Origin of the sequence: Algibacter sp. L1A34 (assembly GCF_009796805.1) — a bacterium.
Classification (GTDB): Bacteria; Bacteroidota; Bacteroidia; order Flavobacteriales; family Flavobacteriaceae; genus Algibacter.
The window spans coordinates 2,152,075-2,165,671 of the sequence record NZ_CP047029.1 but is presented as its reverse complement, the minus strand read 5'-3'; the positions used below and the strand labels follow the sequence as shown (position 1 = coordinate 2,165,671).

General features: G+C 33.4%; 14 protein-coding genes and 5 tRNA genes. 1 reads left to right on the top strand and 18 read right to left on the bottom strand.

Features of this window, described 5'->3' with window-relative positions; genetic code table 11:
• Nucleotides 1-66: 66 nt before the first annotated feature.
• From nusG to GQR97_RS09275, 17 genes are all read right to left on the bottom strand, one after another.
• Complete coding sequence (gene nusG, locus GQR97_RS09355; RefSeq protein ID WP_158847722.1) at nt 67-621, bottom strand: transcription termination/antitermination protein NusG; 555 nt, start codon at nt 619-621, stop codon at nt 67-69.
• Between the two features lie 9 nt (nt 622-630).
• Nucleotides 631-825 carry a preprotein translocase subunit SecE gene (secE, locus tag GQR97_RS09350; protein WP_158847720.1) on the bottom strand — a complete coding sequence of 65 codons (195 nt, stop codon included), beginning with the start codon at nt 823-825 and terminating at the stop codon, nt 631-633.
• A 78-nt stretch (nt 826-903) separates the two neighbouring features.
• Nucleotides 904-976 (bottom strand) — tRNA-Trp (locus GQR97_RS09345).
• A 61-nt stretch (nt 977-1,037) separates the two neighbouring features.
• Nucleotides 1,038-2,225 carry an elongation factor Tu gene (gene tuf, locus GQR97_RS09340; protein ID WP_158847718.1) on the bottom strand — a complete coding sequence of 396 codons (1,188 nt, stop codon included), beginning with the start codon at nt 2,223-2,225 and terminating at the stop codon, nt 1,038-1,040.
• Between the two features lie 63 nt (nt 2,226-2,288).
• Nucleotides 2,289-2,360, bottom strand: a tRNA-Thr gene (locus GQR97_RS09335).
• Nucleotides 2,361-2,429: 69 nt separating this feature from the next.
• Nucleotides 2,430-2,502, bottom strand: a tRNA-Gly gene (locus tag GQR97_RS09330).
• A 138-nt stretch (nt 2,503-2,640) separates the two neighbouring features.
• Nucleotides 2,641-2,722 (bottom strand) — tRNA-Tyr (locus tag GQR97_RS09325).
• A gap of 63 nt (nt 2,723-2,785) precedes the next feature.
• Nucleotides 2,786-2,859 (bottom strand) — tRNA-Thr (locus GQR97_RS09320).
• Between the two features lie 262 nt (nt 2,860-3,121).
• The gene (hpf, locus tag GQR97_RS09315; RefSeq protein WP_158847716.1) at nt 3,122-3,424 is read right to left on the bottom strand and encodes a ribosome hibernation-promoting factor, HPF/YfiA family; all 303 of its coding nucleotides are present in this window, start codon (nt 3,422-3,424) and stop codon (nt 3,122-3,124) included.
• Nucleotides 3,425-3,486: 62 nt separating this feature from the next.
• On the bottom strand, nt 3,487-4,377 hold the full coding sequence (locus tag GQR97_RS09310) for a tyrosine-type recombinase/integrase (RefSeq protein WP_158847714.1): 891 nt from the start codon (nt 4,375-4,377) through the stop codon (nt 3,487-3,489).
• A 214-nt stretch (nt 4,378-4,591) separates the two neighbouring features.
• Nucleotides 4,592-4,786, bottom strand: coding sequence for a 30S ribosomal protein S21 (gene rpsU / locus GQR97_RS09305; protein ID WP_158847712.1), 195 nt, complete (start codon nt 4,784-4,786; stop codon nt 4,592-4,594).
• Nucleotides 4,787-5,186: 400 nt separating this feature from the next.
• Complete coding sequence (locus tag GQR97_RS09300) at nt 5,187-6,353, bottom strand: acyl-CoA dehydrogenase family protein (RefSeq protein ID WP_158847710.1); 1,167 nt, start codon at nt 6,351-6,353, stop codon at nt 5,187-5,189.
• Nucleotides 6,353-7,258 carry a ComEA family DNA-binding protein gene (locus GQR97_RS09295; protein ID WP_158847708.1) on the bottom strand — a complete coding sequence of 302 codons (906 nt, stop codon included), beginning with the start codon at nt 7,256-7,258 and terminating at the stop codon, nt 6,353-6,355. The genes GQR97_RS09300 and GQR97_RS09295 overlap by 1 nt, the downstream gene beginning before the upstream one ends.
• Nucleotides 7,259-7,268: 10 nt before the next feature.
• Nucleotides 7,269-8,879 (bottom strand): alanine/glycine:cation symporter family protein, encoded by a 1,611-nt coding sequence (locus GQR97_RS09290; protein WP_158847706.1) that lies wholly within the window; start codon nt 8,877-8,879, stop codon nt 7,269-7,271.
• Between the two features lie 130 nt (nt 8,880-9,009).
• Entirely contained in the window at nt 9,010-10,032 is a 1,023-nt protein-coding gene (locus GQR97_RS09285; protein WP_158847704.1) for a potassium channel family protein, read from the bottom strand.
• A 3-nt stretch (nt 10,033-10,035) separates the two neighbouring features.
• Entirely contained in the window at nt 10,036-10,263 is a 228-nt protein-coding gene (locus tag GQR97_RS09280) for a PspC domain-containing protein (protein ID WP_158847702.1), read from the bottom strand.
• A gap of 118 nt (nt 10,264-10,381) precedes the next feature.
• Nucleotides 10,382-11,653, bottom strand: coding sequence for a DUF2851 family protein (locus GQR97_RS09275; protein ID WP_158847700.1), 1,272 nt, complete (start codon nt 11,651-11,653; stop codon nt 10,382-10,384).
• A gap of 138 nt (nt 11,654-11,791) precedes the next feature.
• On the opposite strand from GQR97_RS09275, the gene GQR97_RS09270 reads away from it, so the two are divergent.
• Nucleotides 11,792-12,190, top strand: coding sequence for a DUF2721 domain-containing protein (locus GQR97_RS09270; RefSeq protein ID WP_158847698.1), 399 nt, complete (start codon nt 11,792-11,794; stop codon nt 12,188-12,190).
• A 165-nt stretch (nt 12,191-12,355) separates the two neighbouring features.
• Here the strand turns inward: GQR97_RS09270 and GQR97_RS09265 are convergent, their stop codons facing one another.
• A complete protein-coding gene (locus GQR97_RS09265) occupies nt 12,356-13,591 on the bottom strand; it encodes an ABC transporter permease (RefSeq protein WP_158847696.1) in 1,236 nt (411 codons plus the stop codon).
• Nucleotides 13,592-13,597 lie beyond the last annotated feature (6 nt).

The following is a 13,597-nucleotide window of genomic DNA, read 5'->3' as shown; positions in this document are numbered from 1 at the left end:
ATAATTTAATTCGATGTAATTTCTCATTTGGAAGCGAAAAATTATATCTATCTTAATGTAACACTATTATACTTTTTCTACTTGCATATAGCTTAATTCTAATGGTGTTTTTCTTCCAAAAATTTTCACCATTACTTCTAGCTTACGCTTTTCTTCATTTATGTTTTCGATTGTACCATCAAATCCATTAAAAGGTCCGTCAATTACTTTAACAGTTTCACCTCTTGTATATGGAATTGCTACCATAGCACTTTCTTCAACAGCCAACTCATCCACCTTACCTAACATTCTATTTACTTCAGATTGTCTTAAAGGTACAGGATCGCCTCCTTTAGTTTCACCTAAAAACCCAATAACATTAGTCACTGAACGTATAATATGAGGAACTTCACCTGTTAAATTTGCTTGTACCATAATATATCCTGGGAAGAATACTTTTTCTTTATGGACTTTTTTTCCGTTACGGATTTGAATAACGCGTTCTGTAGGAACTAATACTTGATCAACATAATCAGTAAGACCTAAACGAGCAATTTCATTCTCGATATATGTCTTAATTTTGTTTTCTTGACCACTTACAGCACGAACAACATACCATTTTTTTTCACTTACTTCAGACATAATTCTTTTTTATTTAATTAGATCAAAGTAAAATGAAATAACATTACTAAATACTGTATCTACTCCCCAAATTACTAGAGAGAATATAATTGAAAACACAGCAACCAAAATGGTTAAACTTTGAGCTTCTGCCCATGTTGGCCAACTTACATTGTTTTTAAGTTCCCCAAATGATTCTTTTATATAATTTACAAATCCAGCCATTTTTACTTTTTTTTACAACATCGATAAACGATGCTTTGTGTAAATTTAATTGAGACTAAAAGTCTCTTGTTCTTTTTGCACGGGCGGAGAGACTCGAACTCCCGACACCTGGTTTTGGAGACCAGTGCTCTACCAACTGAGCTACGCCCGTAAATGAAATCAAGGTATTCCAATTTGGAATACCTTAACTTCTTTATATGCTTAAGACTATATTAGTCTAAAATTTCAGTTACTTGACCAGCACCAACTGTTCTACCACCTTCACGAATTGCGAAACGTAAACCTACAGTCATTGCAATTGTTTGAATTAATTCAACAGTAATAGTTAAGTTGTCTCCTGGCATAACCATTTCAACACCATCAGGAAGCGCAATGTTTCCAGTTACATCAGTTGTACGTACGTAAAACTGTGGACGGTAATTGTTGTGGAATGGAGTATGACGTCCACCTTCTTCTTTCTTAAGGATGTAAACCTCAGCTTTAAATTTAGCATGTGGAGTTACAGAACCCGGCTTAACAATAACCATACCTCTAGAGATTTGAGATTTCTCAATACCTCTTAATAAGATACCAGCATTATCACCAGCTTCACCTCTATCTAATATTTGACGGAACATTTCGATACCTGTAATAGTAGATGTCAATTTCTCAGCACCCATACCAATAATTTCTACAGGATCTCCAGTGTTTGCAATACCAGTTTCAATACGACCAGTTGCAACAGTACCACGACCAGTAATAGAGAATACATCTTCGATAGGCATTAAGAAAGGTTTATCAACCTCACGTAATGGCTCTTCGATCCAAGAATCACAAGCTTCCATTAATTCTAATACTGTATCAACCCACTTTTTCTCACCGTTAAGTGCACCTAAAGCAGAACCAGCAATTACAGGTCCATTATCTCCATCGTATTCATAGAAAGATAATAAATCTCTAACTTCCATGTCTACTAATTCGATTAATTCTTCATCATCAACCATATCCACTTTATTCATGAATACAACGATACGAGGAATACCTACCTGACGTCCTAATAAGATATGCTCACGAGTTTGTGGCATTGGACCATCTGTAGCCGCAACTACTAAAATAGCACCATCCATTTGAGCTGCACCAGTTACCATGTTCTTTACGTAATCCGCGTGACCTGGACAGTCAACGTGAGCGTAATGACGATTTGCTGTTGCATATTCTACGTGAGAAGTATTAATTGTTATACCTCTTTCTTTTTCTTCTGGAGCGTTATCAATTTGATCAAATGATCTTGCTTCTGAGAAACCTGCATCAGCTAATACTTTAGTAATAGCAGCAGTTAAAGTTGTTTTACCGTGATCTACGTGTCCAATTGTACCAATGTTTAAGTGTGGTTTTGAACGATCAAAAGTTGCCTTTGCCATGTTTTTAAAATGATTTAAATCTTTGTTATATAATAATATTAATGTATTCTAATTCTTTCTTTGAGCCAATGACGAGAATTGAACTCGTGACCTCTTCCTTACCAAGGAAACGCTCTACCCCTGAGCTACACCGGCCTTTCATTTACGATTGCCGATTTTAAATTTACAATTCGAAAACTATAAATTATAACTCGTAAATTTTTGAGCGAGAGACCAGGTTCGAACTGGCGACATTCAGCTTGGAAGGCTGACGCTCTACCAACTGAGCTACTCTCGCATTTAATTAAAAACTTTAAATCTTAAAATTTAGAATTCTACAAAAGTAGAGCTCTTTTTCTTAGATTCAAAAATCTTTAAAAGGTATTATCAACATTTCAATAAACTTCTTAGATTAATCGCTTAATCTATAAAATTGTGGGGAGAGCAGGATTCGAACCTGCGAAGACGTAGTCAGCAGATTTACAGTCTGCCCTCGTTGGCCGCTTGAGTATCTCCCCAAAAATTCAATATTTCAATTTAAAACTCTTATTTCTAAACAATTAGAACTCAAATTTTAAAAGAGCCGATGGAGGGACTCGAACCCACGACCTGCTGATTACAAATCAGCTGCTCTAGCCAGCTGAGCTACATCGGCTTTTTTCTTTTTTTAAGCATAAAAAAAGTCCGCTATTTCTAACGGACTGCAAATGTATAGATTTATTTAAATATTCAAAACATTTTTTTAATAAATTTTACATAGAATTTCAAACTATTTTCAAATATCACTAAAAAACGTCTTGGTTTCGCACATATCATCTTCTGCTTTGGCTTACTTACTCTAGTGATAGCAAGGTAAACCATTCATTTTTATGAAAAAATCTCTAAATCAACTTCATTATATAAAAATATACTAAATATTATAAATGTGCTCTTAATTTTTCTTTTCGCTTTTTTAACTGGCGTTCTAAAGATGAAATTGCCATATCTGCCCCTTCCTCAAAACTTTTACATTGCTTTTTTACAACAATACTATCCCCTGGCACACTTACTCGTGCTTCAAATACTTTATTTTCTTTATCGCTGGTGTTTTCTAACTTTAAAAAAACATCCGATTTAATTACCTTGTCATAAAACAAATCTAACTTATCCATTCGTTTTTGAATAAAGTCTATCAACTTTTGATCTGCATTAAAATTTACGGATTGGGTGTTTACTTTCATACTTGTGTTTTTTTGGTTAAACAATTACTTAAGTTGAAATTAAAATTTCAGCTTAGTCTATCTTATTTTTTACTTCTAGGGTGCGCATTAACATGCACCTTTTTTAACTCGGCTATACTATTATGAGTATAAACCTGTGTTGCTGCTAAACTTGAATGACCAAGAAGCTCTTTAACAGCATTTAAGTCTGCACCTTGGTTTAACAAATGTGTTGCAAAAGAATGCCTTAGTATATGCGGGCTCTTTTTAACCTTTGAAGATGCTAAACTAAAATACTCATTAATTATTCTGTAAACAAGTGTTTCATATATTTTAACACCTTTTTGGGTTAAAAACAACTTGTTGGAATCTACAATATACTCCAATTTATTTCTCGCCTTTAAATAGCTTTTACAGGTTTCTATTACGGACGGCAATAAAGGGATTATACGCTCCTTATTTCGTTTACCCAGGACCTTTAATGATTTATTACCAATATCAAAACGAGATAACTCTAACTCTACCAATTCTATTCTTCGTATACCTGTGGAATAAAACAACTCTATAATAAGCTTGTTACGTAAGCTTTCAAAATCGTCACCAAAATTTAAATCGCTTAATACATTTGCGACTTCGGTTTCCGAAAATGGGACTTGTATTTTTTTACTTGTTTTTAAAGCGCGATGTTTTGCTAGCGGATTTAATTTAATATCACCAACTTTTAATAGAAACTTATAATAAGTATTTAATGATGAAATTTTACGGTTTATGCTTCGATTTGAAATACCGCTTTCTACTAGCGAAACAATCCAGTTCCGAATTTGCGCATAGTTTACATTGTTAACAGATTCATCATCAAACTCTACTTTTATAAATTTTGAAAAGGCTTTTAAATCTGAATTATAAGCATTTACGGTTAGTGCCGAATAGTTTTTTTCGAGAAGCAGATAATCGATAAATGATTGAAAGGGCATTTATGGGGATTTGAATTGATTTCTAAATATACAATGTTTTTTAATTGTTTCCCTGAGAAGTATGAAGAAAGCTCACAGATTTTTGCTCAAGTATTAAATACAATAACTTATTTATTGAATATTAGTTTTATCCTATAACAGATAAACTTAAACGGTTATAAACAAAAAAAGTTCCGCGAATTGCGGAACTTTTATTTTATAAACGACAGAAAAATTATACTTCCTCTGCATCTCTTAATCCTTGGATATATTGTGCTTTTTGAACCTGAGTTCTACGTACAACAGAAGGTTTGTTAAATTGTTTGCGTGACTGCAACTGGTTTTTTACCGTTGTTTTCACAAACTTACGTTTGTAACGCTTTAACGCTCTATCTATATTTTCTCCTTCTTTAATTGGTATTATTAACATAGTGTCTTAACCTCCTCTCTTTTAGAATTTTCAGGGTGCAAATATATAATAATTTCTAAATAATAATTAAAAATTAAAATATTTTTTTTTGAATTGTTTTTTAAGGATTAACTGCGACTTATTTTAATTACTATAATTAGCACGATTGACAGCAAAAACGATTGATGCGGCATCCTTTTTTGTACTTCCCAACTCTTGATTTTAAATAATAGACCTTTCGAAAAGGCCTTATTTTAATAAAATATTAAACAAATTCTGTACAAAAAAGATATAGCGGAAAGCGTGGTTGCGCCTATCTCCTTATTTAAAGACAAAGACCAAACTTTCTTTTAAGCTTTCTTTTTATGAAATAAAGAACTGCTTTTTATTAGCGCAATTTGCCCTAATACTAGATAGCGTTTTAAGTTGCTGGCTTGTATTCTTTTTTATCAATTATTATTTTGGCTAGAATTTCTCGCAATATTTCGGAAGTTCCTCCACCAATTGTACCTAGTCGGCTGTCTCGCATAAGTCTTGCCATTGGGTAATCTTCCATATAGCCGTAGCCGCCAAGAAATTGTAGACATTGATAGATAACCTCATCGGCCATTTTTGTCGACCTCAGTTTAGACATTGTAGCTTCTTTTACCACATATTCACCTTTATCTAATCGGTAAGCTATGGCGTAATTAAAGGTTTTACATATTTCCATATCGGTGTATAAATCGGCTATACTGTGTCGTAAAGCTTGAAATTTATCGATAGTTCTACCGAAAGCTTGGCGCTCGCTCATGTATTTTAAAGCATATTCTAAAGCGAATTCTGCACGCGCATGGGCATTTATCCCCATAATTAAACGCTCTGAAGCAAAATGCTGCATAATGTATGCAAAACCACTATTTTCCTTACCCATGAGTTGGCTTGCTGGTATTTCTACATTATCGAAGGCTATCTCCCCTGTATCGGAGGCTTTCCATCCTAATTTATCGAGTTTTGTTGCCGATACGCCAGCAGTTTCTCGATCGATTACAAAAATACTTATTCCTTTATTTCCTAATTCGGGATTCGTTTTTGCTGCTACCACTAAATAATCGCTATAAACACCATTGGTAATAAAGGTTTTTGAACCGTTTATTATATACGAATCTCCTTTTTTAACGGCCGTTGTACGCATACCTGCCACATCGCTTCCACCGAAAGGTTCACTAATACAAAGGCATCCCACTTTTTCACCTGCAATGCTTGGCACTAAATACTTTTGTTTTATAGCCTCATCCCCTTCTGCATTTAAATGCGTCATCGCTAAATATGCGTGCGCCCAAATAGCTGCTGCAAAACCACCAGAATTAATTTTTTGCAGTTCTTCTAGCAGAATTACAGTATAGAATAAATCTAAATCGAGACCGCCATAGGCTTCAGGATATTTAATTCCAAAGAATCCCATATCTCCAAATTTTCTCCAAATAAAACGGTCTATTTCACCAGCTTTTTCCCATTTTTCAATATGTGGTACAACTTCTTTTTGTAAAAAATCTTGAAGACTTGTTCTAAAAAGTTGGTGTTCTTCTGTGAAGTACATGCTATTCATTAGTTTGATTTGTCAATTCGCAAATATAATTCAATTATCTCGATTTTATTTACCGGAAAGTCTTTTACTTTAAGTAATTCGGTAAAGGATTTAAAACCCTCGTGCAATTGGCGTTGCTCAACAATATGGTGTGCCAAATCGTAATCGATATGCTGAATAGTAACCAATTGATCTACGGTTGCAGTGTTTAAATTTATTTTCTGAATGCTACGAGGTGTTTTTACGGTAAAATCGAGTTTTATTTTCTCGATAACTTCTGGTGTTAAACCATAAACATCTAGCAATTGTACATCTGCTATAAAACCTCCTTTAAATTTGTTTCGGAGTTTTATAATACGGTTTGAATATGCTTCGCCAATACCATTTACTTTTTGAAGTTGTTGAACCGTAGCCGTGTTTAAATCTTGCTTTTGCGCAAAAGTTTTCGGTTTTGTTTTATAAGAATTCTTAAAGGATGTTTTAGATGCTTTTGGGTTTGTAACCCATTCTGGAAATTTAAAATATGGAGAAATACTGTTTAACAATGAATCGGATACTTTAGTAACTTCCTGAAATTGTTTGATTGAATTTATCCATTGATCTTGTTTTCTAAAACTGAGAAGTCTATCAATTTCTTCATTACTCATACCTAATGAGGCACCTTTGTAATCCGTAATAAAATTGGGATTGAAAGGGAACACTTTTGGTTTCCGAGCTTTTAATTCTATTAATTTAAGCGAATCGATTTCTTTTGTAAACTTCGTTAATGCTTCATTATTAATTTGAACATCTTCTGATGAATTTTCTAAGACTTTCGGCAATACAAAAAAGTAAACACACTGCAGTAGAATAATAATGGTTAATAATAAAAAAATCCCACGTCGCTGCTCTTTAGAAAACGTGACGTGGGATTTAAATAAATTCATTTATAACTATTTATTTTTTCTTTTTATGACCTATTGCTACTAGATATCTATCTAGTTCGTCTCTAACTTTAGGCATCAATAAAAGAAGCCCAATAATATTAGGGAAAACCATTGCAAAAATCATGGCATCTGAAAATTCAACAACTGAATTAAGACTTGAAGAAGCACCTATTACCACAAAAAATAAAAACAATATTTTATATGTTATATCTGCAACTCTACCTTTTCCAAATAAATATTTCCAGCCTTGTATTCCATAATAAGACCAAGACAACATGGTTGAAAAAGCAAATAATATAACTGCTACCGTTAGTAATATAGAGAAATTAGGAATTGCCGAATCAAAAGCAACAGATGTTAAATCTACACCTCCTAAATGCTCTCCAGTACCATTCATAATAACATTATTACCCGCATCTAGATTCGCATATTCAAACAAGTTACTTTTTATATTTGTAATAACAATAACTAAAGCCGTCATTGTACAAATTATTACAGTATCAACAAAGGGCCCTATAGACGCCACAATACCTTCACTTGCAGGGAATCTAGTTTTTACAGCTGCATGGGCAATAGAAGCAGATCCAACACCAGCTTCGTTTGAGAAAGCTGCTCTTTGAAACCCAACAATCATTACACCAACAAAACCACCTAACAGTGAGTTATTTTCAAATACACCTGCCCAAACCTGACTTACAGCTTCTGGTACGGCCGTTATATTCATAACTATAATTATTAGAGCAGCACCAACGTACATAATTCCCATAAATGGAACTATCTTTTCTGTAACTTGCCCTATTCTTTTAATACCTCCAATAATAACAATAGCTACTAAAACAGCCATTATAACACCAAAAACAAAACCTGAATCTAAATCAAACAACAATTTAAATTGTGCAGCAGCTTGATTGGCTTGAAACATATTTCCACCACCAAAAGAGCCTCCTACAACAAAAACAGCAAATATAAAGGCTAATACTTTACCTAAACCTCCAAGGTTTTTTTCTTTTAGTCCTTTTCTTAAATAATACATTGGACCTCCATAAATCTTTCCATCTTCACCAACTTCTCTGTATTTCACACCTAAAGTAGCCTCGACTAACTTTGTAGACATTCCTAAGAAACCAGCTAAAATCATCCAGAAAGTTGCTCCAGGTCCACCGATAGCAATAGCTACAGCAACACCAGCAATATTACCTAAACCTACCGTAGCAGATAATGCCGCGGTTAAGGCTTGAAAATGGGTTACTTCTCCAACCACACCTTCTGCCTGAGGGCTTTCAAAAACATCTCCTCCTGGAGTAGGATCTCCTGCGGCCTCTTCTACACTATGGTGATCTATATGATCGTATTTTCCGTTGGTAGCACGAATAGCAACTCCTAGTAATCTTATATTAGCAAACTTAAAAGATAAAGTAAAAAATAAAGCCCCTAATAAAAGCACAATAATTACAATTGGCATGTCTTTACCAGCTATAGTAACAGGATAAAAAACCACGTGACTAACTGCAGAAGCGAAAGGTTTAAATTTAGCCTCTATAGCTTCATCCATTGACATCTCTTGTGCAAATGATAAAAAGGGGACTACTAAAGTAAATATTGAAAGAAGGTATTTCTTCATAAGATATTATATTGATTAATTAATTTTTTTCTAAAAAAACAGATCATTTCATTACAAAATGATACTAAAAGGCAGCAAGATGCTAAAAAAAAACGGCATTTTAAAAAAAAACACCACTAAAATCGCATTGTTACTGCTCTATATTATACGCAGAATTTAAAGCTTCAATTTGTTCTGGACGTCCTAAAACTATAATTTTCGAATTTTCGGCTAACTCAAGCTCTGCTTCTGGATTTACTATATATTCTCCGTTCTCATCTTTATAACCAATTACGGTACATCCCGTTTTTCGGCGTAAATCTAAATCACGAATAGTTTTAACCTTATTATTACTATGTAGTTTTTCTACAGCTACTTCTTCTATATTGATATCCGATTTACCAACAATAGATAGGTTATCAATAAACTCCATAAGACCTGGTACAACAACCAAAGAGGCCATGTGATCGCCACCAATTTTATCTGGTAAAATAACATTATTAGCACCTGCGAATTTTAATTTATTATAAGATGACTCTTGCGATGCACGACTTATAATATTAATCTTTGGATTAATTTGCCTAGCCGAAAGCACCACAAATAAATTATCTGCATCATTAGGTAACGCCGATATAAAACAACTAGCTCGATCTACACCTGCCAACACAAGGGTTTCATCTTCATTAGCATTCCCTATAACATAAGGTGCGTTATCCAACTCTAGCCGCTCAATCATTTCTTTGTTCTTTTCTATAATTACAAAAGAACGGTTGTGAGCTGCTAATTTTACGGCCGCTTGTTTCCCATTTCGACCATAACCACAAATAATAATATGGTTACTAAAGCTATCAATTTTCTTCTGCATCTTTTTCTGTTTTAATTCTTCAATATGGTCTTTACTTAAAATATACTCCGTTATAGTAGATAAGGCGTAACCAACGATTACAATACTAGTTAAAATTAAAAAAATGGTGAATATTTTGGAATTATTGTCTAACGGTACCACTTCCCCAAAACCAACTGTTGTAATAGTAATAACAGTCATATATAGGGCATCGATGGCGGTATAATCCGAAATCATCATGTAGCCAAAAACGCCAACTAGCAGAATAAGAACAAGCAAAAATACGGCAGTATAAATTTTAGTTCTAAAAATTCTTATTAATGGATTCATATATTATAGGTCGAAAACCGAAGAGCGTTTTGTGTAAATTAAATCTTTTATACGCATCCAAAAAGCAAGAAACAAATACAGAGCAAAACCAAAACCAACCGTTACAAAGGTGAGGTACATAAATGATGTACGTACTACTTTAGCACGAATACCAAAACGATCGGCAATACGTTGGCATACGTAGTAACCATGCTTCTGAAAAAACAATAAGGGTTTATAGATATTGTTCATGTCTGCAATTTAAGGATTACTTTTTTTGTTTAAAAGTTTATAGGTTGAAATATTTAACGCTTTCTTAATATTAATAACATTGCCCTTTGAAACATTAAAATCCTTAAAAAAACAACAATTATTTAGTTAAAAGTGAATTTCCAACCGCACATTGCAAACATTTATTTTTATCGCAATATTCTGTTTTTAGCTGAATAAGTGATTGCGACTGAAATGCAGATTTCGATACCTTTTTAAGCTGATTAAAAGCATCAACAATACTATTTTTTTCTGAATTAATTTTTGAAGCCATTTTTAAAATTGAAACATCAACATCTTGTCCTTTTTGTTTGGCATAGCAGAATTTTAATGGAAGAATAGTGTTTATTAATAATAAATCTGTGAATGATTTAGTTATCACTTTTACTGAAGCTTTAGATACTTTTTTAAAAGTATAATGTGTTTTCCAAAAATCGGAAGTTGAGACATTGAATAGTTTATAGAAATCCTCTAATTTATCTAACTCAATGACTTTTGAAAATAAATTTTGATGCTCATAATACAAGTTTGCCAATTGTGATAATCGAATAGTTGGGAAATTTGGTGGCCGTAATCTAAAAAACTGTAATGGCAATACTTGATTTTCTTTTAGTTGAAACTTCTGTTTTAGAAACTCATGCTCTTTATATAGACTAATAAAATAAGCGTCTTCCACAGATTCCGACAATAAATTGGCTTGCCCGAACAACAACGCTTCTAAACTTTGTAAATTAGATTGCGTTTTTCTTACTACCGAAAAATCAATTGATTGTGCCAAACTCAAAAACGCATCGCCATTTACTTTCAATCCGAAGTTTTTAGCAAGCATTTTAAAAAGTACTGCTTCCCAATCGTTTTTAGATTCTTGCAAAAGTGCATCAATAGTTTCTGCTTTACGTTCTAAGCGCTCAAAATATAGGCGTTCTAGCCAATTGGTTAGAACAAACTCATCGGTGATTGCAAAATTATTTTCGCAGTTTATCCATGTATTTTGATTGGCAAATAGCTTTTTGTAATTACTTAAAAGTGTAAAATCCACATAATCTCGTAAAACAAGTGTTGGAATTGGTGTGTTATCTTTTCTAAAAATCTCAGTATCGTGCTCCCAAACTACATGCAGAATAACACCATCGTAAGCCGGATCTTGTTCATGATTATGCAAATACCAATCGGATGATTTTATATGAATTTCTACATTACCTGCCCAAAGTTGCTCACCTATTGTAAGTTTTGCATTGAAAAAATCTGGTCCCGAATTAAAATTATGTTGCCCCACAGAACTAACGGTAACCGTCTCGCCTGTTTCTGTTTTTAAGTTTTGAGTTTGAAATTTTTTGAATTTCCAGATATAGTGTAGAAAATCTTCTTGCATTTTTTAAAGATAGAATACCGATTGAAAATTTCCAAATCAAATTCGAAATTGATTGAATTTATAATGAATACAGAGCCCCATTAATTCTAAATTTTAATTTAATTGGTATAACTTTGTAGCTTCATATAAAATCAAATTATGGAACAACTTACGCTCACTACACCGGCACTTTTATTTTCGGCTATTTCATTAATTATGCTAGCCTATACTAATCGCTTTTTAGCTTATGCGGCAACTATTAGAGATCTACATGATAAGTATCGCAAAAAGAAAGATAGTGTACTTATGGCTCAAATTGAAAATATTAAAAAACGCTTATATCTAACCCGAAGCATGCAAATTTTTGGCATCTCTAGCCTTTTACTTTGCGTGGTTACTATGTTTTTAATTTATATTCAACAAAATGCTATTGCCGTTTGGGTTTTTGGTTTGGCTCTTATTTTCTTAATGGCTTCGCTATCTCTTTTAATTATTGAAATTCAAATTTCGGTAAAAGCATTGGAACATCATATTAGTGATATTGAGAATAATGAATGATACTGAAGTTCGTAAATAGTCCAAAACTATTAATTTACTAGAACCTTGGCGGAATATGCGTTAGTGATTGCAGTGAAAAGCCCACAGTAATACCGATGGAATCGGGATTGCGAGGACTTGTAACGAAAAGCACGACCCAACGGGTAACGCCCAAATTTTTATATTTTACTGAAACCGAATGGCTTTTACTGGTGATATTTTTGTAATGATGTATGATGGTATTAAGAGCATGAGCAAACAAAGCACGAGCGTACCAACATTGAGCGCTATAATATAGGTTAAACTTATGTAAACAGGAGCTTCGGAGACGTAATACACACTGGGATCGAGTGGGAATAGTTTAAAATATTTCTGTGCAAATAGCAAGCCTAAACCAAGTAAATTCCCCCAAAACAAACCAAGTAAAATAAGGTAGGATGCGTTGTATAAAAACAGTTTACGTATGCTCCAATTGTTGCTACCGAGGGCTTTTAAAATCCCAATCATTTGTGTGCGTTCTAATATTAAAACGAGTAATGCGGTTATCATGTTGATACCTGCAACGAGAATCATAATACCAATAATACCGTAAATATTTTTGTCGAATATTTTTATCCATTCGAAAATCGAGCTGTACTTATTGCTCACCGTAATAGTATTAAGTGTTGATGGTGTATTTTGATAAATCTCTATTCCTTTTTCATCAAGTTCCGAATAATCGGAAATAAAAACTTCGAAATTCCCTATTTGGTCGTCTTCCCAATTATTTATACGTTGTATGTGGCGTATGTTTCCTATTAAATATTGTTGATCTAATTCTTGAAAACCTGAATTATAAATACCTACTATATTGAATGTGATAATGTTCGGTGCTTTTTCCGTATCATCTTTTGCAAAAACCATTTGGAATTTCTCGCCAACTTTAAACCCTAATCGATCGGCTAAATACTGTGAAATTAAAACTTCTTCACTCCATTTCTTTGTAAAACTCGGCAACGTGCCTTCTACTAGAAATTCTTTAAAGTAGCTCCAATCAAAATCCTCTCCCACACCTTTAAAAACAGCACCTTCAAAATCGGTTTCGGTTCTAATTATACCGAATTTTGTAGCTACAGCTTGTATGTGTTTTATTCCATCGACATCTTTAAATTCGGGATAAAACTCCTGGTTTTTAGAGATTGGCACGATACTTTCTTGTGAGTTGTTACTATCGAAATTACTAATAGTAACATGCCCATTGAACGCCACCACTTTATCACGAATTTTTTGTTGCAAACCAATACCAGTGGCAATGGCAATCATCATGACCACAATACCGATAGCAATAGCGGCAATACCAATTTTTATTATTGGTGCCGATACACTACTTTTATACGCTTTACTGCCAATAATGCGTTTGGCTAAAAAAAACTCGTAATTCAAAATTTA